We start from the raw sequence: 22,364 nt of genomic DNA, 5'->3' as shown, positions 1-22,364 counted from the left end.
AAAAACAGGTCTCCGAATGAATCGGAAACCTGTCTTTCTTAAATCTACTTTAAGTCAATTTCAATCGTTTGGGCGGATTCACCAGATCCCTATGCTCGTATTCATCCTTGATATCCCCAACGATTTCCTCCAGAATGTCCTCCATCGTAACCAAACCAATGGCCGCACCCTCTTCATTATTCACAACGGCCATATGAACACGACTCTGCTGCATTTGGATCAGAACGTCCTTGATCGGAGACTTCTCCGAAAATCCAGGCATATCATGAATGTAGGTATCCATGCTGAACGATCTTCCTGCAGCCACACTGGTCAACATTTCTTTTGTATTAATGAAGCCGATAAAGCGAGCCGCATCCCCATTCGCAATGACCGGGTATCTCGTATACTCGTGCCGATTCAGCACTTCAATAACCTGATCCAGTGGCATTTCCTTATTCAGCGTAACGATTTTTTCTTTGCGAATCATAATCTCCTGCAGCAGACGCTCATCAAACGCAAAAATGTTTTTCAGATAGTCCAGCTCGGTCTGATTGATCTCCCCGCTCTCGTAACTCTGGGCCACAATCAGCTTCAGCTCCTCTTCGGAGTGGACGGTATCGTGTCCGGCAGGCTTGATGCCAAAGATTCCGAGCAGCACCCGTGCTGCTCCATTAAGCGCATAGATGAACGGATTCATGATCTTACCAAACCAGTACAGCGGTGGTGCAAGTAAAAGCGTCATTCTCTCTGCAAATTGGATCGCCAGCGTTTTGGGTGCAAGCTCACCAATAACCACATGCAGGAACGTAATGATCGCCAAGGCAATCCCGTAGGATAATACCGTCGACACGGCTGCCGGTACTTCAAGTCGCTCGAACAGCGGATGAAGCATTTTTTCAACCGTCGGTTCACCCAAAGCCCCCAGAACGAGAGCCGTAATCGTGATCCCCAGTTGACATGCCGACAGGTAATAGTCCAGATTGTGTGCGACTTTCTTGGCCATGACCGCTTTTTTGTTGCCTTCCAAGATCAGCTGATCAATTCGTGACATCCGCACTTTCAGAATGGCGAATTCAGCGCCGACGAAGAAGGCAGTGAGCCCTATAAATACGGCTACCAAAAATAAATTCAATGCTATTATTCCGTCCAATGATTTCCCTCGAGTGAGGGATTCACCTCCAAGTTAAACATTTTAATGGTTATTTTAGATGACTACGAAAGGTTGTGGGTGGCCGTTCCGGTTACGGATCGTTCTTTCGATCGCTGTTGTCTCCAAATTTTTAATGAACTAATCTCTTCAAAGGTTTAAAATTTGTTTACAAACGCGAACGCTCCGCTTCTCCAGAATCGATTCCGTCCCCTACACTACTACGCAGAAATATTATCAAAAATGCAAAGCAGGTTTAGTTAAGCCAGATCGCTTGTGGCTTCCTCCACCGGGGCTGCGTTCACGCGCTCAAGCAGGACCTGCTTGATCTGATAGTTTTCGGTATCCACAACGGTCCAGACATAGTCACCGTGGGCAACCGTATCACCATTTTCCACACGCACACCCTTCTGGAACTGAATCCAGCCAGCGACGGTGTCCATCTCTTCATTCCCCTCGAAAATCAATCCGAACTGCCGCTCCACTTCGTCCAGAAGCACCCGGCCGTTAATCAGATATTGATTCTCTCCGGTCTCCTGAATGTCAGCCACTTCATCAGCATCGAATTCGTCACGGATCTCACCAACAAGCTCCTCCAGAATATCCTCCATCGTCAGAATACCCGAGGTACCGCCGTATTCATCGACTACCACCGCCATATGCACGCGTTCCTGCTGCATTTTAATCATGGCATCCTGGATACGTGTAATCTCGGAAACAAATGGAATCTCACGAACAAAGTCGGCAAGTTGGTATTGCTTCAGGGCAACCATATCCGGCAGAATCTTTTTGACATTGACCATGCCGACAATGCGGTCCTTATCCCCTTCCTCTATGACTGGATAACGGGAATAGTTATGCTCATCAAGCACGGGGATGATATCGTCGTAAGTCATCTCCTGGTCCAATGTGACAAGTTCCGTCCGCGGAACCATGATATCTTTTGCAACCCGTTCATCAAACACAAACACATTTTCCAAGTAAGACAACTTGGTTTGATTCGTCTCGTCGCCTTCATAACTCTGGTTCATGATGATTTTGATCTCATCCTCGGAATAGGCCTGGTCATGTCCTGCAGGCTTCACACCGAACATCCGCAGAAGGACGCGGGATGCCCCATTGAGTGCCCAGATGAAAGGGTACATGATCTTTCCGAACCAGTATAGCGATGGCGAGAGCATCAGCGTCAATTTTTCCGAAAATTGAATCGCCATGGTTTTAGGTGCCATCTCACCGACAACCACGTGAAGGAACGTCACAAGGATAAAGGCAATCGCATAGGAGGCAACCGACGAAATGGCCGGTGAAATATTCAGGTACTCAAATACCGGATATAACAGCCTCTCGACAGTCGGCTTACCTAATGCACCAAGTCCTAGAGCCGTTACCGTAATACCAAGCTGACAGGCAGACAGATAGTAATCCAGATCGGAAACGACCTTCTTGGCGAGTACTGCCTTTTTGTTACCTTCGGCAACCAGTTGATCCACTCTTGATGTACGAATCTTAACAACCGCAAATTCGGATGCCACAAAAAAAGCAGTCAAAGCAATCAAGAGCACAAGTAATGCTAAATTCAAGATGGTAATTATGTCCAATGATTTCCCCGATTCTCAGGGATTCACCTCCAGAAATAGTTACAGCAGCGCTCGTTAACCACGTTAACGGCTGCACGGCTGATTGTAGTTAAATTGGGCGTATGCATATATAAAATCAAATTTAATAATGACCAGATTGCTATATGCTGCACACAGACCTTGTAAGTTGCAAAACAGGAATTCAGGATGAAGTCAATCACAATAAGAAACCACTTCACTATAATTAGGGCTAACCCTCATGCTGTCAGATTGTTTCTCCGATTTACTCCACCTTAATTCTCCATTTGGACAGTTTACAATATCGCCTTCCCAATAGATATCCACCTCCCCTCTTGTTCATTCCTGTTTCAGAAAAGTATAACATGTTCCGAATCAAACCATCCAGTTGTACGTCATGGTTTGGATTATCTTGCACGTAAATTCATGAATATTTTGTTCACAAATGGCTTAATTCATGTAATAAGTTACTTATATGCCTAACAAAGCTATGTATAGAATAGACCCATTTTATAACACTACTACCCTTGGAGTTATCCAGCTGAAACATATTTCTAACAGAATGATCCAGCGTAAAAAAAGGCCCGCCCAATGAATGCCAGGCTTCAATCTGAAGGCATTCCTCGGGCGGACCCATATTCCATATTAACTATTTAGACTAGAGCTTTGGCAGCAATGTCAGATCGCTGATGCTTGCCTTCGAAGCGGATACGTTCCGCCTCTGCATAAGCCTTCTTTCTAGCTTCGGCAATATCAGCTCCAAGACCCACAACCCCAAGAATACGTCCACCATTCGTGACCCATTCTCCGGATTCGCTGCGCGCCGTCCCTGCGTGGAAGACGACAGCATCGCTGACCTGATCCAGACCTTCGATGGCTACGCCTTTTGCATACGGCCCCGGATATCCTCCCGATGCCAGGACCACGCATACAGCAGACTCTTCGCTCCACTCAATCTCCATGTCTGCCAATTTGCCATGCACGGTGGCCCAGAAAATGTCGAGCAGATCCGTTTTGAGGCGCGGCAGTACAACCTGTGTCTCAGGATCACCAAAACGAGCATTGAATTCAATTGTTTTCGGTTTGCCATCCGGCGAGATCATGAGCCCGGCAAACAGTACACCGCGGAATGGACGTCCCTCGGACACCATGGCTTTGGCCGTTGGCTTGATAATGGTTTCAACAGCCTCTTCAATAATTGAATTCGGAATATGTGGCAGTGGTGAATATGTACCCATACCACCTGTGTTAGGCCCCTTGTCATCGTCGTAGACTGGCTTATGATCCTGTGCAGCGGCCATCGGACGAACGGTCTCGCCGTCGACGAATGCCAGAATCGACATCTCCTGCCCTGCCAGAAACTCTTCAATAATTACTTTGGCTCCTGCTTCCCCGAAGACTTTCTCTACCATAATACTGCGTAGTGCCTGATCCGCTTCCTCGCGGGAATAAGCGACCGTTACACCTTTACCGGCTGCAAGGCCATCGGCCTTGATGACCACGGGAATTGACTGTACATTCAGATAAGCCTGAGCCTGCTCGTAATTGTCGAATTTCTCATAGGCTGCCGTTGGGATATTGTATTTATGCAGGAGATCCTTCATGAATGTTTTGCTTCCTTCGATCTCTGCTGCATTGCGACGCGGTCCAAAGACCGGAATGCCTGTGGAATCAAATGCATCCACAATCCCGTCTGCCAGCGGATCATCCGGACCAATGACCACCAGGTCCACCTTGAGTTCCACGGCAAGAGCCTTTAATTTATCGAATTCATTCACTGCCACCGGGTGACATTCGGCAAGCTGTGCAATGCCTGCATTTCCTGGCGCACAGTGAATCTTGCCCGCCTTCGGACTTCTCGCCAATGCCCAGATAATCGCATGCTCCCGGCCGCCGCCGCCTACTACCAGAATATCCATTCGTTCCGTTCCCCCTCATGAATTCCAGAATTCGCTCATTCATCATTTAATGTGCTGAAAATGAGGATGAACAAGCCTATTCGCTTGTTCATCGACGTGTGAAGCTTTGATTTCGACTCTTAGTGTTTGAAATGGCGAACGCCTGTGAAGACCATGGCAATACCATACTCATTCGCTACTTTAATGGACTCTTCATCCTTAATGGAACCGCCTGGTTGGATAACAGCTGTAATTCCAGCCTTGGCTGCCAGTTCGAGCGTATCCCCCATCGGGAAGAATGCATCCGATGCGAGAATAGCACCCTTTGCTTGCTCGCCAGCTTGTTCAATGGCAATTTTGGCTGCACCAACGCGGTTCATTTGTCCAGCGCCCACACCTACGGTCATGTCATTCGCTGCAAGCACGATCGCATTGGATTTCACGTGCTTAACGACTTTCCAGCCAAAGAGGAGCTGTTTCAATTCTTCTTCGGAAGGTGCACGATCTGTAACGACTTTCAGTTCACTTGCTTCAATGGAATGCACATCGCTCTGTTGTACGATCATGCCGCCGTCGATAGAGGTCACCGCGAATTGGCTCGCCCGGTCACGAGCTGCATTCAATTCACCCGTTTTGAGCAAACGAATGTTTTTCTTCTTCGTCAGGATATCCAGTGCCTCTTGCGTAAAATCAGGAGCAAGCACGATTTCCAGGAAAATCTCGCTCAGTTTGGCAGCTGTGTCGCTGTCGATTATGCGGTTCGCTGCCACAATGCCACCGAAGATGGATGTTGGATCAGCAGCATATGCTTTGCTGTAGGCTTCATAGATGCTTTCACCAATGCCCACGCCGCAAGGGTTCATGTGCTTAACCGCCACAACAGCAGGCTCTACAAATTCCTTAACGATCTGCAATGCTGCGTTTGCATCGTTGATGTTATTGTAAGACAGCTCTTTGCCGTGCAATTGCTCGGCTGTTGTCAACGTATCTTGAGCAGCAAGCGGTTTACGATAGAATGCCGCTTGTTGATGCGGATTTTCGCCGTAGCGCAAATCCTGGATTTTTTCGTAAGTCACCGTCAAACGCTCTGGCAGTGGATCACCATTCAGGTTGGAGAGATAATCAGAGATAACTGCATCGTAAGCCGCCGTATGACGGAAAACTTTTGCCGCAAGCCGTTTGCGTGTTTCCAGCGTGGTATCCCCACTGCTGCGCACTTCCTCCAGCACTTTGCCATAGTCTGCCGTGTCGACAACAACACTAACAAAAGCATGGTTCTTGGCTGCTGAGCGAAGCATGGTAGGACCACCGATATCGATGTTCTCAATCGCATCTTCATAGGTTACATCCGGCTTCGCAATGGTGTCCTGGAATGGGTACAGGTTTACGACTACCAGGTCGATATAATCCAGTCCATTCTCTTCCATCTGGCGTTTATGATCTTCACTGTCACGTACAGCCAGCAAACCGCCATGAACGGCTGGATGCAGCGTTTTGACACGTCCGTCCATAATTTCCGGGAATCCAGTCACATCCGAGATCCCGATCACAGGTACGCCTTCCTTCGACAACAGGCTGCTTGTACCTCCTGTCGAAATAATCTCCACTCCCATTTGCGACAGCTCGCGGCAAAAGTCCACGATGCCTGTTTTATCCCACACACTGACCAAAGCTCTTTTGATACTCACAATATGTCCTCCTTTAATGTCCCATAGCCCCGCGTTTCATGACGAAACACAGCCGATTTATTTCCCGAGAAATATCACAAAATGCGTACCAAGTTTCGACGATTCCTACGATATAAGGTGAATGAATGATTTCATATCAGAACCATTGAGAGTTCAGAACAATCTTGCGATCGCCTTCACTCCCGGATGAAATGCTAACTTCTCCGTTATCTTGTACATGCTTAGTTCGCTTTCCGAACTGTAACCTGACGGCCCTCCAGCTGAACCAATCCTTGAGCAAACCAGGAAACAACCTCCGGATACAGCTGCTGTTCCGCTGCATGAATGGAACGGCTGATCGATTCTGCCGTATCCTGAGGAAGAATCGGCACAGGATGCTGGGCAATGATAGGCCCCGTATCCATGCCACCATCCACGAAGTGTACGGTTACCCCAGTGATTTTAACGCCGTACTCCAATGCCTGTCCGATTGCATCCTTACCAGCAAATGCGGGCAGCAAGGAGGGATGGATGTTAATCAACCGTCCTGCATACCGATCCACAACGACTGAAGTCAGCAACCTCATGTATCCGGCAAGAACAACCAAGTCAATGTTTTTGGATTCAAGCACTTCCACGATCTCAGCCTCGTAGGCCTCGCGGGAATCGTAATTTTTCGGAGTGAACAGATGGCAATCCACGCCTGCATCCTTGGCCCGCTGCACAACACGTGCAGCAGGTTTGTCACACACCAGCAAGTCTACGGACGCATCCAGTTCTCCGTTTTTCGCTGCATCCACCAATGCCTGAAAGTTCGACCCTTCACCAGAGGCAAATACGGCAATCCGGTAGTTCGCCATTAAACATCCGCTCCCGTGAAGGTTACTCGCGCATCTCCTTCAGTCACACGTCCAATGATGTACGCTTCTTCACCAGAAGCTTTCAGCTGTTCCAGAGCTTCATTTGCGTCTGCTTCGTTCACGACAAGCACAAGTCCGATTCCCATGTTAAACGTGGTGAACATATCCCGGTTCGAGACCGACCCTTTTTGCTGCAGCAGGTTGAAGATCGGCAGGATTGGCCATGAGCCGTAATCGATATCTACATTGACGCTGCTCGGCAGCATCCGTGGGATATTCTCGATAAAGCCGCCACCCGTTATGTGTGCCATGCCTTTGACGTTGACCTTTTCCAGCAGGGACAGAAGTGGTTTCACATAGATTTTCGTCGGCTCCAGCAGTGCATCACCCAGCTTGCCGCCCAGTTCAGATACTTCCTCATGCAGATCCAGCCCGGCTTCCTCCAGCAAAAGTCTGCGGACCAGTGAGAATCCATTGCTGTGTACACCACTGGAAGCCAGTCCAATTACCGTGTCACCTGGAGAGATGGTCGTGCCGTTGATGATTTTGGCTTTATCCACGATTCCGACGGTAAATCCGGCAATATCGTATTCCCCTTCACTATACATGCCCGGCATTTCTGCCGTTTCTCCGCCAATCAGCGCACATCCGGACTGGTGACATCCTTCAGCGATACCAGCAACGATGGCTTCGATCTTCTCAGGGATGACTTTGTCACATGCCAGGTAATCGAGGAAAAAGAGCGGCTCCGCCCCCTGCACCACAATGTCGTTCACACACATGGCCACAGCGTCGATTCCAATGGTATCGTGACGGTCCATGGCAAACGCGATTTTCAGCTTGGTTCCCACACCGTCAGTGCCGGAAACGAGCACCGGCTCATCATATTTGTCTTTGTTCAAACCGAACAGGGCTCCAAATCCGCCCAGATCTGTCATCACTTCCGGACGGAAGGTACGCTTCACGTGTTTTTTCATCCGTTCAACCGCTTCATTACCTGCCGCGATATCGACGCCGGCCTTTTTATATGCTTCTGACACTACCATCGCACCCTTCGTATCTTATATAAATTGAACTAAAGATATTTACACCGTAATACTCCGATGACAGAATAACCTTCCAATCGCTGTTATCCCCAGATTTTTTTGATTCCCTTTTCAAAGGGAAAATCCGGTGATAAAGGCGAACGCTTCGCTTCTTCAGGTTTTTTCTGTCCTCTCCGTTTTTGTGTAAAAGGATAGTCCAATTTATTGATTTTTGCCCATTTCTAACAGATAGTTCTGCACCAACTCAAATCCAGCTGCACCCAATGTAATGTACAGGCTGTACTCTGCTGGTGGAATCATTCGAATGAATTCGTCTCCGTCATACAAACTCCCGGCGCACTGGAATACTTGCAGTTCCTTCTTCGCAGGTGTCAGCGGGAGATTACCGATAATTCTCCATGTGCCATCTTTCAGCAGCTTGGGTGAGGTGAAAATCACGCTGCTCTTACGTTGACCGAAAGAATAAACGAGGAACTCGCCGTCTTTCAAACTTACGGTTTCGTCACGCTGAATGCTCATCACGCCAAACGAAAATGCCTTTTTGAAGCGGTCTCTCAGAGCACATATAACCTGACACACGGCGAACCGTCCATCATGCATTGGAATCAGGAAAACATCGCCCTCATTATAGCTTTTTCTTCCCATAAGCCTGACCTCCTAACAGCTGCAGCCAAATTTCTCTTCGCCACCGAAGTCAAGGTTGGTTGGATAATCATTATCGAAGCAAGCGAGGCAGAGCCCGCCTTTGTAATCATCCTGATTATCTCCCTGAATGGATGCAATCAGTCCATCGGGACTGAGGAACGCCAGAGAGTCCGCGTTGATCTCACGGCAGATCTCCTCCACCGACAGCTGCGAGGCAATAAGCTCACGGCTGTCAGGCGTATCAATGCCGTAGAAACATGGATTTTTAAATGGAGGCGATGTAATACGTACATGCACCTCGGTTGCTCCGGCATCTCGCAGCATGTTCACAATCCGGCGTGAGGTGGTGCCCCGTACAATGGAATCATCAATCATAACAACACGTTTGCCTTCAACCACACGGCGCACGGCACTCAGCTTCATCTTCACGCCCTGTTCACGCAATTCCTGGCTTGGCTGGATAAACGTACGTCCGGTGTATTTATTCTTGATCATGCCCATCTCGTAAGGAATACCGGTTTGCTCAGCATATCCAATTGCCGCGGAAATACTGGAGTCCGGTACACCTGTTACCAGATCAGCATCCACAAAAGATTCAATCGCCATGCGTCCACCCATCCGCTTCCGGGCAGCATGCTGGTTGGCCCCGTTCATGTCACTATCCGGACGGGCAAAATAAATATATTCCATCGCACACAGTGCCTTGCGGTGCTTGTGATGATCGAAGCGATCCTTGTGCAGACCATCTGCGTCGAGCACCAGCAGTTCACCAGGTTCAATATCGCGAATCAATTCTGCGCCGATCGTTTCCAGTGCACACGTTTCGGATGCAAACAAATATGCATCTCCGAGCTTGCCCATCGTCAGCGGACGCAGACCGTGCGGATCAGAAGCCACCAGCAGCTTGTCGTTGGTCATGATCAGAAATGCATAACCGCCCACAATACGTTGGAAGGCATCTTTTGCTGCTTCCACCAAACCCTTCGATGAACGTGCAATCAAATGCGCAATAACTTCCGTATCGCTGGTTGTCTGGAAGATCGACCCGCTCTGCTCCAGCTCCCGGCGAATCGTTGGTGCATTCACGATATTCCCGTTCGTGGCAACGGCCAGATCCCCGTCACGATACTTGAAAACCAGGGGTTGTGCATTGGTCAGTTTACTGTCGCCGCTCGTGGAATACCGAACGTGACCGATGGAAATATCACCAGACAAGGTCTGCATCAGGTCTTTGGTGAAGACTTCCTTCACCAGACCCATACCACGATGGTAGTTAAACTGGGTACCATCACTCACACACATACCTGCACTTTCTTCGCCCCGATGTTGAAGCGCATGCAGTCCATAATAGGAGAGCGAAGCAGCATCAGGGTGTCTGAACACTCCGAATACCCCACATTCTTCCTTTAATTTATCGAGTCCTTCCTTACCGGACCCTTCGTTATAATAATCGCCTGTCCACCACTGTCCTGTCGTCAGTTCATGAGACATGGAATCGCATCCTCCCAGACCTGAGCCAAACCTCCTACGGGTTCGTTCACGGCTGATGTTCCGTTCAATTCGATCGTCAAGTTGCTTCCTTCCACACGTCCAATAACAGCTACGGGTACACCGCGCTCACGTACAAATGCTTCAAGTTTACCTGCTTGCTCCGGCGAAGCGGACAGCAGAATGCGGGATTGGCTCTCACTGAAGAGTGCATGATCCGCACGCAGTGCAGTTTCCACATTCACCTGTGCACCCACGTTGCCGCTGATGCAGGATTCAGCCAAAGCTACAGCCAATCCGCCCTCAGACAAGTCATGTGCCGAGCGAACAAGTCCGGATTGGATAGCTTCCAGCACGGTGCTGAGGAGTGCTTTCTCCGTGTTCAGATCAAGCTGCGGCGGACGGCCTTCCGTTTTGCCATGAACCGCGTACTGCAGCTCGCTGCCACCCAGCTCCGCTTTGGTCTCACCGAGGAGGATGATCACATCACCTTCGGATTTGAATCCCTGTGTCGTGATATGATCCGTATCATGAACGAGACCTACCATACCGACTACTGGCGTTGGATAGATTGAGCCTTTGGCGTTTTCGTTATAAAGACTCACGTTACCACCAATAACCGGCGTATCCAGTACGCGGCAAGCTTCTGCCATACCATCAACGGCTTTTTCCATCTGCCAGAAAATGTCCGGCTTCTCCGGGTTACCGAAGTTCAGGTTGTCCGTAATCGCCAGTGGCTCCGCACCGGAACATACAATGTTACGAGCCGCTTCACTAACTGCAATGCGGCCACCCACTTCAGGATCCAGATATACATAACGTCCGTTACAGTCCGTTGTCATCGCCAGACCTTTGCGTGTTCCGCGAATTGTTACCACGGCAGCATCCGAACCCGGACGAACTGCTGTACTTGTACGAACCATGTAGTCGTATTGATCGTAAACCCACTTTTTGCTTGCTACCGTTGGCGAAGCCAATACCTGTTTCAACGCACCGCCGAGATCCGACACTTCATCGTAACGCAGCGTGTCGATTGAAGCACTTTGCTCGTAGTAAGCCGGTACAGAAGATGGCTTGTTGTACACTGGACACTCATCGACCAATGCCTTCACTGGCATATCCCCAACCACTTCGCCGTGATGGTACAGCTTCAGACGTCCGTCATCGGTAACTTTACCGACTTTTGCACAGATTACGCCCCAACGTTCGAAGATCTCCATTGCTTGCGCCTCATCCTTCGGCTCAACCACGAACAGCATCCGTTCCTGAGACTCGGACAGCATCATCTCATAAGGCGTCATGCCTTCTTCGCGCTGCGGTACCTGATCCAGATACAGTTCCAGACCATTACCGGCTTTACTTGCCATCTCCGCACTGGAGCAAGTCAGGCCAGCTGCACCCATATCCTGAATACCAAGTACGATACCCGTGTCGATCAGTTCAAGGCAGGACTCCATGACGAGTTTTTCCATGAACGGGTCGCCGACTTGGACCGCTGTCTTCTTGGATTCGGATTCTTCTGTCAGTTCTACTGATGCAAACGTTGCACCGTGAATTCCATCACGACCCGTTGGAGGACCAACATAGTACACTGGATTTCCTACGCCTTTGGCTACACCGCGCTGGATTTTGTCATGATCGATCAAGCCTACGCACATGGCATTAACGAGTGGATTGCCTTCATAACTTTCGTCGAACATCACTTCACCGGCTACCGTTGGAATCCCGATACAGTTACCATATCCGGCAATACCGGATACGACATGCTCAAACAGGTATTTCACGCGGTCGCTCTCCAATTTCCCGAAACGAAGCGAGTTCAGCAGGGCTACCGGTCTTGCACCCATGGAGAAAATATCACGGATGATACCGCCCACGCCTGTTGCTGCCCCTTGATAAGGCTCTACCGCGGAAGGGTGGTTATGGCTTTCAATTTTGAAAACAACAGCCTGGTTGTCGCCAATGTCAACGATCCCGGCACCTTCACCTGGTCCCATCAGGACACGCGGTCCACTGGTTGGGAAACGGCGCAACAGCGGCTTGGAGTTTTTGTATGCACAGTGCTCGGACCACATAACGCTAAATACACCGATTTCCGTGTAGTTCGGCTTGCGTCCCATGAATTCACAGATCAGCTCATACTCGCTGTCCGACACGCCCATTTGTGCGTAAAGTTTATGTTCTGCGACCTGTTCTGCCGTCGGTTCCTTAGCGGATAGCTGCTGCGTCATGTCGATCCCTCCATGCTTTCAAAATAGATGTAAACATTCGTTTGCCGTCTTCCGAGCCCAGCAGTGAATCCACCGCGCGCTCCGGATGCGGCATCATGCCAACCACGTTTCCACCCTCATTACAGATTCCTGCGATATCGCCCAGGGAACCGTTCGGGTTGCTGCCGTACGTAAATACGATCTGGTTGTTCGCCTGCAAGCTCGCGAGCGTCTCTTCATCGCAGTAATAATTACCTTCACCGTGAGCAATCGGAATGATAATCTCTTCCCCAGGTGCATAATCACGTGTAAATGGTGTATCTGCATTCGTTACTTTCAATACCGTATCGTGACAACGGAATTTCAGTGACATATTGCGAATCAACGCACCCGGAAGCAATCCGGCTTCAGTCAGAATCTGGAATCCGTTGCAGATCCCCAGAATATATTTGCCTTGTTCAGCAGCTTTGGCTACCTCATTCATTACAGGTGCGAAGCGGGAAATCGCCCCACAACGCAAGTAGTCTCCATAGGAGAAACCACCCGGAACCAGGATACAGTCATACGCCGAAAGATCCGTTGCCGTGTGCCATACATAATCAACCTCTTGCCCAATGGCATCTTCCACTGCCTTGTAACAGTCAATGTCGCAGTTGGAGCCAGGGAACACAAGAACTGCAAATTTCATGGGATTAACCCTCCAATTCGTAGCGGTAATCTTCAACAACGGTGTTGGCCAGCAGCTTCTCACACATCACAGTCAAACGTTTTTCCGCTTCTGCGCGATCAGTTGTATCCAGGTTCAGTTCCATGACTTTACCGATCCGTACACTTTCCACTTCATTGAATCCCATCGAGTGCAGGGCACCTTGAACGGCTACTCCTTGCGGGTCGAGTACGCTTTGCTTAATAGTGACATAGACGGTTGCTTTGATCATGATCCTATGTTCCTCCTCAGTAATGAACGGGATAAATGCTTTATGCTGTTAAAAAAAGGATTTGGGAGCTTGCTCCGGGGCGGATTGTTCTTCCGGTCACTGTTGTCCCCAGGTTTTTCTGAATTGTTTTGGCCCGCTCTGCGGTCAAAACCCGGGGACAAAGGCGAACGCTATCGCTCCTTTAAGAACAATTCCGCCCCTCCGCTAGTCCATGCGGCGTTTTTTTGAAAGGCCTAAATCTTTTACGTTGCACGGTGGGTGATGGTATAGTCTGACCATTACATTTAAATAATAAATGGTCTATAAAATACTTTAGTAATCAAAGAATTTAATTCTCGTAATTTTTCAGGCTTCCTACCTGTGGGAAGCCTCCGCACTTAATTACCTCATCCCCCAGTTTGATACTGGCGGAGGGAAAGATTGAGCTGGAGAAGCGGAGCGTTCGCCTTTGCAACCGGAATGTTTCTTTTGAAAAAAGATTCCAATCAATACATTCCGGGGCAACAGCGATCGAAAGCCAAACTTCCCCGCAGCTCACCTCAAACTTCCCGTTTATTATTTCGTTAAACGGTTATAGATATCGACGTATCTTGCTGTTGTTGCCTCCACCACCGCTTGTGGCAGCGGGTCAGGCTTACTGTTTTTGTCCCAATCGGTTCCTGCCAGATAGGTGCGCACCGGCTCCTTGTCCATGCTGTCGATCTCGATGTCTAGTGCGTAGTTCTCTTTTGCCCAGAAGCGTGAAGCATCCGGGGTGAAGATTTCGTCGATCAGGATGACCTTGCCATCGACGATACCGAACTCGAATTTGCAATCTGCGAGAATAATGCCACGCTGATCACAATAATCCCTAGCAAACTCGTACAGACGCAGGCTTTTTTCCTGAAGTTCAACTGCGAGCTCATTGCCAACCAGTTCTTTCATGCGGTCCATCGGGATGTCTTCATCATGGCCTACATCATTTTTGGCAGCCGGAGTGAAGATGGGTTTTTCGAGTTTGGCGTTTTTGCGAAGTCCTTCCGGCAGTTTGATGCCGTTTACCTCTCCGCTATTCTCATATTGTCTCCATCCGCCGCCAGTGATGTATCCGCGTACGACACACTCGATATCGATGCGTTCGGCTTTGCGTGTTACCATAATGCGATCTTTCAGAAGCTCAGGGTCCACAATCAGATCACCGAGAAGGTTTACGTCCGTATGAACTATGTGGTTGTCCATCATGTCGCTCGTCAGTTCAAACCAGAAGCTGCTGAGTTTATTCAGCACATTGCCCTTCTCGGGCACCGCTGGGTCCAGCACGTAATCAAAAGCTGAAATCCGGTCCGTAACCACGATCAGAAAATGTTCCCCCAGATCGTACAATTCACGTACTTTTCCTTTGTATAACAGAGGTGCTTTAACGAGATCTGCCGCTGTGGACAGTGCCATGGAGGCTCACCTTCTTTCAGGAGATATAAGGCTACAGACAGAACCGCGATGGAGCAGACTACACTCCGATAACAGAACAATCTTTCGATCGCTGTTACCCCCGGATTTTTTTGATCCACTTTTTCCAAAGTGTAAATCCGGGGATAAAGGCGAGCGCTTCGCTTCTACAGATTTGCTCTGTAATCTCCGTTCCCTGCTGGTCCATCATTCTGCTCTCTAGCCTTATTGGAGTTAATTAGTTGGTCAAACCAAGCTTCTTGAAGATGGTATCAACATGCTTCAGGTGCCAAGACGGGTTGAATGCATCTTCGATTTCCTCATCGCTCAGCACCTCGGTGATTTCCGGTGTGGCTTTCACGATATCCTTGAACTGGCGCTGTTCTTCCCATGCCTGCATGGCACGTGGTTGAACGGTATCATATGCCTGTTCACGGCTGAAGCCTTTGTCGATCAGCTTCGTCAGTACGCGTCCAGAGAATGGAACGCCGAAGGTACGCTCCATGTTCCGCTTCATGTTCTCAGGGAACACTGTCAGGTTTTTCACGATGTTACCGAAACGGTTCAGCATGTAGTTCAGCAGCATCGTTGCATCCGGCAGGATGACACGCTCTACAGAAGAGTGTGAGATATCGCGCTCATGCCACAGTGTTACGTTCTCGTATGCTGACACCATATGTCCACGGATGACGCGGGACAGACCGGAGATATTTTCGCTACCAATCGGATTACGTTTGTGCGGCATAGCGGAAGATCCTTTTTGACCTTTGGCAAACGCTTCTTCCACCTCACGGAATTCACTCTTTTGCAGTGCACGAACTTCTGTAGCAAACTTGTCCAATGATGTTGCGATCAATGCCAGGGTAGCCATGTATTCTGCATGACGGTCACGCTGCAAGGTTTGTGTCGAGATCGGCGCAGGCTTCGTGCCCAGCTTCTCGCAGACAAACTCTTCAACAAACGGATCGATGTTCGCGTAAGTTCCTACCGCACCGGAGATCTTACCGTACTGCACATTGTCTGCCGCATGGCGGAAACGCTCCAGATTACGTTTCATCTCTTCATGCCACAGGACCATTTTCAAACCAAAGGTTGTTGGCTCGGCATGCACCCCGTGTGTGCGACCCATCATTGGCGTATGCTGATAAGCGAGGGCCTTCTCACGCAAGATCTCGATAAAGTTCACGATGTCGCGTTCCAGAATTTCATTGGCCTGGCGCAGTACGTAGCCCAGAGCCGTATCGACCACATCCGTGGATGTCAGTCCGTAGTGCACCCATTTGCGTTCTGCACCGAGACTCTCGGATACCGTGCGTGTAAAAGCAATAACGTCGTGGCGCGTTTCCTGTTCGATTTCATAGATGCGATCGATATCAAAAGAAGCGTTTTGACGAAGCAATGCTGCTTCTTCCTTAGGAATAACTCCGAGTTCCGCCCAAGCTTCACATGCACAAATTTCAACTTCCAGCCAGGACTTGAATTTGTTTTCCTCCGTCCAGATGGCTCTCATTTCGGGTCTGCTATAACGTTCGATCATGAATTTGTATTCCTCCAGATATTAGTTTGTTCAATCCATTGCAATCCTTCTTCTACGTCCTGACAGAGCAGATTGACATGCCCCATTTTCCGTCCCGTTTTTGCTTCGGTTTTGCCATATATGTGAAGCTTGGGAATAACACCGAGTTCCATTGCTTCTGCATCAGGTTGACCCGTTCTGGCGATAATTCCTTCCAGATGTTCTCCAAGCACATTGACCATAACCACCGGACTTAACAGTGTAGTGTCTCCTAATGGCAGCCCGCAGATGGCACGAATGTGCTGCTCGAACTGTGACGTCGCACAAGCTTCCATCGTGTAATGACCGGAATTATGAGGTCTTGGAGCCAGTTCATTCACGTACAATCTTCCGTCTGCCGCAACAAAGAGTTCCACCGCCAGCAATCCAACAGCCTGCATGGATTCTGCCACAGCCGCTGCAAGCTTCTGGGCTTCAATCTGTATGTCCGTAGCCACTCTGGCCGGTACGATCGAGGCATGAAGAATGTTGTTCACATGAATGTTCTCCGCTGGCGGGAATGTCTTGATCTCGCCACTTGTGCTTCGGGCAACCACGACGGAGATTTCGCAGTCAAACTTGATAAATTGCTCCAGTACCAGTTCCGCTCCGGTTGCCGCAAGCTCTTCGTAAACCGGTACAGCCTGACTCGCTTCGCGGATGACCCGCTGGCCTTTACCATCGTATCCTCCGGTTACCGTCTTCAAAACACATGGTACACCAAGCTCGCTTACGGCTGCTTGCATCGTATCCTTACTCGTAATCTCCCGATAAGGCGCTACTCTTACTCCAGCAGCTTCTATGGCTCGTTTCTCACGCAACCGATGCTGGGTTGTATACAACAATACACTTCCTTGCGGCACATAGGATTCACGTTCCAGCAAGCCCGCTACACCTGCATCCACATTTTCAAACTCATACGTGATCACATCACATTGACGGGCCAGTTCAAGCGCTGCAGCTTCATCGTCATATCCGGCCTCAATCTGGCGGGCAACCTGTCCGCAAGGCGAATCTGGCGCCGGATCAAGCGTGACAAATCGGTATCCCATCGCTGTCCCGGCAAGCGTCAGCATTCGTCCAAGCTGTCCGCCCCCGAGAACGCCAATGGTTGTTTTTCCTGGGAGCAGCACACGTCCAGCCATGCCGGAAAGATTTAATTCAGTTTTACTCATAGCTCATCACTGCTTTCGAGTACTTCACGTTTGATCCGCTCTCTGCGGGCTTCGCAGCGATTACGGACATCCTCATCGAACGCACCAATCATCTGGCCTGCAAGCAGCCCTGCATTAGTAGCACCCGCCTTGCCAATCGCTACCGTTGCGACAGGAATGCCGCCCGGCATCTGAACAATCGATAATAGGGAATCGAGACCATTCAGTGCCTTGGACTGCACAGGTACGCCGATTACCGGCAGCATCGTTTTGGAAGCAACCATGCCAGGGAGATGTGCTGCTCCGCCTGCACCTGCAATGATAACCTTGAATCCGCGCTCAGCAGCCTGCTCGGCATATTCAAACATCAGATCCGGTGTGCGATGCGCAGATACAACCTTTTTCTCATACCCGATCTCCAGTTCATCCAGCACCTCACACGCATGCTTCATCGTTTCCCAATCCGACTTGCTGCCCATAATTACAGCGACCTGCACTGACATGAATACATCCAACTCCCGTCTGAGCTTATTTTGATAACAACCACTCTTGCCATACGCGTTCCCTTTTGAAACAAAAAAATCCGCTACCCGCGAAAACATCACATTTTCTCCGGACACCGGACTCCAAGAAATACGTATCCCTCATTTGGGCATGCCAAAAGGGGGCTTGCTGTCCGCATCCATATTCATGCGACTCTCAGCCGTATCTCCTCGTAGTCCGGAAATTTACGGTCTCCGGGTAGAGACTTCCGGGCCTTATCCCCGGCGTTATACGAGCAAATATCTATTCAATCCAAGTGACACATTTCGGTCAACCTTGGTCCATCTTTCGTTCCTACTCGACCTTATTCTCACCTGATCGACACATCTAACATTCTAACAATCCCCTACAGCTAATGTCAACTTAAAGACGAACATTTAACATATTGACAAATATAATGTTCGTGATTGAGGTGTTTCTTTTGGGCTTCATATCCATTTCATCCCATAAAAGAAAGCCGACTTCTCTTCAATGGAATGAAGACAGCCGGCTCAGTGAATATTTGGAGCTCAAAATTTATGCATTATTTAACGATCAATACAGGAATTTGAGCATGCTGCACCACATTATGGCTGACACTGCCCAATACGAATTCACGAATGCCGCCAAGTCCACGACTTCCGATGACGATAACATCCGATCCATTTTCCTTAGCGTAATCCAGCAGCACTTCAGCAGCAGCTCCTTGAATCAGGTCTACGTTTGCCGTAACTCCCGCAGCTTTGAGTCGTTCTTTCGCTTCATCGGTTGTTTGCACAGCCAGGTTGTAGTAATCGTTATTCAGAGATGGTGGCAGTGGTGCAAGTCCTTCTCCAATAAATACGCGCGGGAAGTCAAAGGCATGAATGACATCAATGACTGAATCCGGAGACACTTTAGCCAGTTCAATGGCACGATCCAGCGCCTTGTTTGAAGCTTTTGATCCATCATAAGCTACTAAAATTTTGGAGAATAACATGTAAATCCCGTCCCTTCCTTATATGTAGAAACTCCGAAGCTGGAAGCTTCGGTCTGACGTAAAACTAAAACCAGCACCATGTAACCCTATAAACGTTCTTCATGCGATATGAACCATTTGCCTTGTTTTACAGCGTCTACACCCCTAGGTTCTACTTCAAAAAATAGCCATAGATTACAGCATTCAGAAATAGCAGAAGTGGAATCCCAATGGTAAAGCTCGGATGTTTCGTTTTGTGCCTTTTCCGGTACATTGCAATCCAGACTCCAAGTGCCCCTCCGATAAACGCCAGCAGGAATAACGTCCGTTCGGGTGTACGGTCACGGCGTCGCTGCGCCCGCTTTTTGTCATCTGACATCACCAGATAACCTACCACGTTAATAAATAAAAACCACAATATGAGTCCGGTTTGCATATAATTCTAGCGGTCCCCCTATCCCGGGACATCTCCCTGTTCCTCCATTATAGTCCTCTGCAGGGACATGATCAACGCGAGAAGGGAGCCGCATAGATTGTTTAATGGAATCATCCGTTCCGGTTAGAACCTAAGACTCCTGTTTCGGAATACCGTTCAGGCTGGGAACTCTTTTACCCGCCTTGGTTGGACGTGCTCCGATGCTTTCTTCGCGGATACTGTCCTTATTCTGCTGATTATGAATTTTCTCTGGTTTGTTGTGTGGCATCTGTGTCACCTCCTTGGCTTACGTTGCCTGAAAAGGAGGGATCTTATACGACACCAAGCGAAGCGGTTTATTGAGCATGACTTCGCCAGTATCCATTCAACTTGTACCAAACTCTTTCAGGGGCACTATTCCCCTTTTTTCTCCATCGCTGCTTTCAACAAGTCTCCGAGATTGGATCCGATGGATTCCTGCTTGGCATACTGTTTGACCAGCTTTTGCTGTTCGCGTTTGTTGACGTGCTGTTTATCTTTATCCAATGCTTCCGTGATTCCGCAAGGCAGACACTGAACATAAAGGCCCGCTTTGCCTTCTTTCATTTCCATCTTCTTGTGACACTGCGGACAACGACGGTTGGATAACCGCTTCTCTGCCGAGCGTCGATAGCCACAATCCTCCGTGGGACATACGAGAAACTTGCCGCGTTTCCCTTTCTTCTCAAGCAGGCGCGCATTGCAATCCGGGCAGTGGCTGCTCGAAACGTTATGCGGCTTATACTCTGCCTTGCTTCCTTTTACAGTGGACACCAGTTCTTTAGCCATCGAACGTATGCCTTCCAGGAAAGGACCTGGTTTCCCCTGCCCACGAGCAATCCGTTCCAGTTCAGCCTCCCAACGCGCCGTCAGTTCAGGTGTGCGCAGCTGCGGAGCAGCCAGCTCAATCAATTGCTTCCCTTTACCTGTAGGATGCATGCTGTTGCCTTGGCGGTCGATGGTATCCGAGCTGACCAATTTCTCGATAATATCTGCACGCGTAGCCGGGGTACCGAGTCCGTGCTTCTCCATTTGTGCGAGCAATGCTGCCTCCGTGTACCGTTTAGGTGGCATGGTTCTTCCACTTTTAATATGACAACGCTGAACGGTAACCGACTGACCTTGCTGTACGTCTGGCAAAAGAGTGCGGCCGTTGTCTGCCTGCTCATCTGTGCGCTCATCATCTTCATCACTGTAGTCGCCGCCGTATACTTCACGCCAGCCACTGTCTTTTACCGTTGTCCCTTTAACATGGAAGGAATCTTCACCCACTTGCACAGTAATCGCTACTGAATCGTATCTGGCAGCTGGATAGAACAAGCTGATAAATCGGCGTACGATCAAATCATACAGTTTGCGTTCCTCCGGATTCAGCTGATTCAGCAGCACCGTCTGTTCTGTCGGAATAATTGCATGGTGATCCGTTACCTTGCTGTCATCCACAATTCGTTTGGTGATATTCAAGTTTTTCCGCAGCAACGGACGCGCCAATGATGCATAAGGTCCAACAGCTACACTATCCAGCCTTTCTTTCAGCGTACCTGTCATGTCCGATGTCAGGTAACGGCTATCCGTACGCGGATATGTAACCAGCTTATGCTGCTCATAGAGACGCTGCAGGACGTTGGAAGTCTGCTTGGCTGAAAAGCCATACTTGCGGTTGGCATCACGCTGAAGCTCCGTCAAGTCATAGGCCAGAGGATGCGGCTCCACTTTTTCACTCTTTTTGACCTGAGCAATGGTTCCCTTACGTCCGTCCACTCGTTTCTTCAATGCCTGGGTATCTTGAGTATCAAAGATGCGTGAATCTCCGCCTGAGGCCCGCCACACGGCTTGAAAACCTCCAAAATCTGCAGTTAATGTCTCATACTCCTGTGACCGAAAACCATTGATTTCATTTTCCCTGTCCATGATCATGCCCAGGGTTGGCGTCTGTACCCGTCCTGCAGACAACTGTGCATTAAATCGAACGGTCAGCGCTCGTGTCACATTAAGCCCAATCATCCAGTCCGCTTCTGCCCGGCACCATGCCGATTCATAGAGACGGTCAAACTGACTCCCTGGCTTCAGCGAAGCAAATCCTTCTTTGATTGCCTTATCCGTCTGAGAAGAAATCCACAGTCGTTTGAAGGGCTTCTTCCACTGCGCCATTTGCATGATCCAACGAGCAAGCAGCTCTCCCTCCCGGGCAGCATCCGTTGCGATGACAAGTTCACCAACATCTTGACGTTTCATAAGCTGCTGTACGGCCTTGTATTGATGATTCGTCTCTCTTAGCACCTTCAGTTTCGCCCGCTCCGGCAGGATCGGCAGATCTTCAAGATTCCAGGTGGCGTACTTCTTGTCGTAATCTTCAGGTTCCGCCAGCCCTACCAGATGCCCAAGTGCCCACGTTACGATATATTTAGGACCTTCCAAATAACTCTTATGTTTATCACGCGCTCCCATAACTCTGGCAATTTCACGTGCCACAGATGGTTTCTCAGCGAGTACCAATGTTTTCACTTCGTATCTCTTCCTTTCTTCATACACCTTGTAACCCACGTTCCTATCCTTTCATTATATCATTTCATACCAATCGTTTCTTGGCCTATCCCAGGTGAACGATTAGCCTGATAAATTACTGTTCTAGATTGTATGTAAGATAATATAACACATTTATGAACACTTAAATTTCTTTTAGGAATGAAAATAAGAGCATCCGAAAGAAATAATCACATTAATACAAATTGTATACGTTTTTTTGGATAAATATGAATGTTGTAAGAATACCTCACATGTTATTAGAATGTGACAAAAGCATATGCAGCCGTTTCATCA

The 22,364-nt window shown here is 49.1% G+C and carries 19 protein-coding genes and 1 riboswitch; all 19 genes read right to left on the bottom strand.

What is annotated here, in order from left to right; translation table 11 throughout:
- Nucleotides 1-49 precede the first annotated feature (49 nt).
- Nucleotides 50-1,132 carry a hemolysin family protein gene (locus tag AC3RCI_RS03615; protein WP_492527533.1) on the bottom strand — a complete coding sequence of 361 codons (1,083 nt, stop codon included), beginning with the start codon at nt 1,130-1,132 and terminating at the stop codon, nt 50-52.
- Nucleotides 1,133-1,389: 257 nt separating this feature from the next.
- On the bottom strand, nt 1,390-2,727 hold the full coding sequence (locus tag AC3RCI_RS03610) for a hemolysin family protein (RefSeq protein WP_492527532.1): 1,338 nt from the start codon (nt 2,725-2,727) through the stop codon (nt 1,390-1,392).
- 650 nt (nt 2,728-3,377) lie between these two features.
- On the bottom strand, nt 3,378-4,643 hold the full coding sequence (gene purD / locus AC3RCI_RS03605) for a phosphoribosylamine--glycine ligase (protein ID WP_154893027.1): 1,266 nt from the start codon (nt 4,641-4,643) through the stop codon (nt 3,378-3,380).
- Between the two features lie 119 nt (nt 4,644-4,762).
- Entirely contained in the window at nt 4,763-6,310 is a 1,548-nt protein-coding gene (purH, locus tag AC3RCI_RS03600) for a bifunctional phosphoribosylaminoimidazolecarboxamide formyltransferase/IMP cyclohydrolase (RefSeq protein WP_127538326.1), read from the bottom strand.
- Nucleotides 6,311-6,531: 221 nt separating this feature from the next.
- Nucleotides 6,532-7,149 carry a phosphoribosylglycinamide formyltransferase gene (gene purN, locus AC3RCI_RS03595; protein WP_492472891.1) on the bottom strand — a complete coding sequence of 206 codons (618 nt, stop codon included), beginning with the start codon at nt 7,147-7,149 and terminating at the stop codon, nt 6,532-6,534.
- A complete protein-coding gene (purM, locus tag AC3RCI_RS03590; RefSeq protein ID WP_095360921.1) occupies nt 7,149-8,189 on the bottom strand; it encodes a phosphoribosylformylglycinamidine cyclo-ligase in 1,041 nt (346 codons plus the stop codon). Before purM ends, purN begins: the two co-directional genes overlap by 1 nt.
- 207 nt (nt 8,190-8,396) lie before the next feature.
- Nucleotides 8,397-8,840: an immunity 26/phosphotriesterase HocA family protein gene (locus AC3RCI_RS03585; protein WP_492527531.1), complete on the bottom strand. Its 444-nt coding sequence runs from the start codon at nt 8,838-8,840 to the stop codon at nt 8,397-8,399.
- Nucleotides 8,841-8,852: 12 nt separating this feature from the next.
- On the bottom strand, nt 8,853-10,331 hold the full coding sequence (gene purF / locus AC3RCI_RS03580; protein WP_492527530.1) for an amidophosphoribosyltransferase: 1,479 nt from the start codon (nt 10,329-10,331) through the stop codon (nt 8,853-8,855).
- Complete coding sequence (purL, locus tag AC3RCI_RS03575) at nt 10,316-12,559, bottom strand: phosphoribosylformylglycinamidine synthase subunit PurL (RefSeq protein WP_127538321.1); 2,244 nt, start codon at nt 12,557-12,559, stop codon at nt 10,316-10,318. Before purL ends, purF begins: the two co-directional genes overlap by 16 nt.
- Nucleotides 12,537-13,226, bottom strand: coding sequence for a phosphoribosylformylglycinamidine synthase subunit PurQ (purQ, locus tag AC3RCI_RS03570; RefSeq protein WP_095288457.1), 690 nt, complete (start codon nt 13,224-13,226; stop codon nt 12,537-12,539). The genes purL and purQ overlap by 23 nt, the downstream gene beginning before the upstream one ends.
- A 4-nt stretch (nt 13,227-13,230) precedes the next feature.
- Nucleotides 13,231-13,476: a phosphoribosylformylglycinamidine synthase subunit PurS gene (purS, locus tag AC3RCI_RS03565; RefSeq protein ID WP_090904903.1), complete on the bottom strand. Its 246-nt coding sequence runs from the start codon at nt 13,474-13,476 to the stop codon at nt 13,231-13,233.
- Nucleotides 13,477-14,031: 555 nt separating this feature from the next.
- The gene (locus AC3RCI_RS03560; protein ID WP_492527529.1) at nt 14,032-14,904 is read right to left on the bottom strand and encodes a phosphoribosylaminoimidazolesuccinocarboxamide synthase; all 873 of its coding nucleotides are present in this window, start codon (nt 14,902-14,904) and stop codon (nt 14,032-14,034) included.
- A gap of 235 nt (nt 14,905-15,139) precedes the next feature.
- Complete coding sequence (gene purB, locus AC3RCI_RS03555; protein ID WP_492527528.1) at nt 15,140-16,438, bottom strand: adenylosuccinate lyase; 1,299 nt, start codon at nt 16,436-16,438, stop codon at nt 15,140-15,142.
- Nucleotides 16,435-17,631 carry a 5-(carboxyamino)imidazole ribonucleotide synthase gene (gene purK, locus AC3RCI_RS03550; RefSeq protein WP_492527527.1) on the bottom strand — a complete coding sequence of 399 codons (1,197 nt, stop codon included), beginning with the start codon at nt 17,629-17,631 and terminating at the stop codon, nt 16,435-16,437. The genes purB and purK overlap by 4 nt, the downstream gene beginning before the upstream one ends.
- Nucleotides 17,628-18,113, bottom strand: a complete 486-nt coding sequence (gene purE / locus AC3RCI_RS03545; protein WP_336781495.1) for a 5-(carboxyamino)imidazole ribonucleotide mutase — start codon at nt 18,111-18,113, stop codon at nt 17,628-17,630. The genes purK and purE overlap by 4 nt, the downstream gene beginning before the upstream one ends.
- Nucleotides 18,114-18,306: 193 nt before the next feature.
- Nucleotides 18,307-18,408: riboswitch (purine riboswitch) on the bottom strand.
- Nucleotides 18,409-18,676: 268 nt separating this feature from the next.
- Nucleotides 18,677-19,111 carry a universal stress protein gene (locus AC3RCI_RS03540; protein WP_095288453.1) on the bottom strand — a complete coding sequence of 145 codons (435 nt, stop codon included), beginning with the start codon at nt 19,109-19,111 and terminating at the stop codon, nt 18,677-18,679.
- 151 nt (nt 19,112-19,262) lie between these two features.
- Nucleotides 19,263-19,526: a DUF1294 domain-containing protein gene (locus AC3RCI_RS03535; protein ID WP_095288452.1), complete on the bottom strand. Its 264-nt coding sequence runs from the start codon at nt 19,524-19,526 to the stop codon at nt 19,263-19,265.
- A 130-nt stretch (nt 19,527-19,656) separates the two neighbouring features.
- Nucleotides 19,657-19,794 (bottom strand): hypothetical protein, encoded by a 138-nt coding sequence (locus AC3RCI_RS03530; protein ID WP_167301682.1) that lies wholly within the window; start codon nt 19,792-19,794, stop codon nt 19,657-19,659.
- Nucleotides 19,795-19,919: 125 nt separating this feature from the next.
- Complete coding sequence (locus tag AC3RCI_RS03525; protein WP_492527526.1) at nt 19,920-22,049, bottom strand: DNA topoisomerase III; 2,130 nt, start codon at nt 22,047-22,049, stop codon at nt 19,920-19,922.
- Between the last annotated feature and the right edge of the window lie 315 nt (nt 22,050-22,364).

It is taken from the genome of Paenibacillus sp. MT124 (assembly GCF_058792755.1).
This window is presented reverse-complemented; position numbering and strand designations above follow the sequence as displayed.

What these genes read in the sequence shown, in the direction of transcription:
- purD (WP_154893027.1), bottom strand. Translation starts at nt 4,643, where the DNA reads ATGGATATTCTGGTAGTAGGCGGCGGCGGCCGGGAGCATGCGATTATC.
- purN (WP_492472891.1), bottom strand. Translation starts at nt 7,149, where the DNA reads ATGGCGAACTACCGGATTGCCGTATTTGCCTCTGGTGAAGGGTCGAAC.
- AC3RCI_RS03585 (WP_492527531.1), bottom strand. Translation starts at nt 8,840, where the DNA reads ATGGGAAGAAAAAGCTATAATGAGGGCGATGTTTTCCTGATTCCAATG.
- purF (WP_492527530.1), bottom strand. Translation starts at nt 10,331, where the DNA reads ATGTCTCATGAACTGACGACAGGACAGTGGTGGACAGGCGATTATTAT.
- purL (WP_127538321.1), bottom strand. Translation starts at nt 12,559, where the DNA reads ATGACGCAGCAGCTATCCGCTAAGGAACCGACGGCAGAACAGGTCGCA.
- purQ (WP_095288457.1), bottom strand. Translation starts at nt 13,226, where the DNA reads ATGAAATTTGCAGTTCTTGTGTTCCCTGGCTCCAACTGCGACATTGAC.
- purS (WP_090904903.1), bottom strand. Translation starts at nt 13,476, where the DNA reads ATGATCAAAGCAACCGTCTATGTCACTATTAAGCAAAGCGTACTCGAC.
- AC3RCI_RS03560 (WP_492527529.1), bottom strand. Translation starts at nt 14,904, where the DNA reads ATGGCACTGTCCACAGCGGCAGATCTCGTTAAAGCACCTCTGTTATAC.
- purB (WP_492527528.1), bottom strand. Translation starts at nt 16,438, where the DNA reads ATGATCGAACGTTATAGCAGACCCGAAATGAGAGCCATCTGGACGGAG.
- purK (WP_492527527.1), bottom strand. Translation starts at nt 17,631, where the DNA reads ATGAGTAAAACTGAATTAAATCTTTCCGGCATGGCTGGACGTGTGCTG.
- purE (WP_336781495.1), bottom strand. Translation starts at nt 18,113, where the DNA reads ATGTCAGTGCAGGTCGCTGTAATTATGGGCAGCAAGTCGGATTGGGAA.
- AC3RCI_RS03540 (WP_095288453.1), bottom strand. Translation starts at nt 19,111, where the DNA reads ATGTTATTCTCCAAAATTTTAGTAGCTTATGATGGATCAAAAGCTTCA.
- AC3RCI_RS03535 (WP_095288452.1), bottom strand. Translation starts at nt 19,526, where the DNA reads ATGCAAACCGGACTCATATTGTGGTTTTTATTTATTAACGTGGTAGGT.
- AC3RCI_RS03530 (WP_167301682.1), bottom strand. Translation starts at nt 19,794, where the DNA reads ATGCCACACAACAAACCAGAGAAAATTCATAATCAGCAGAATAAGGAC.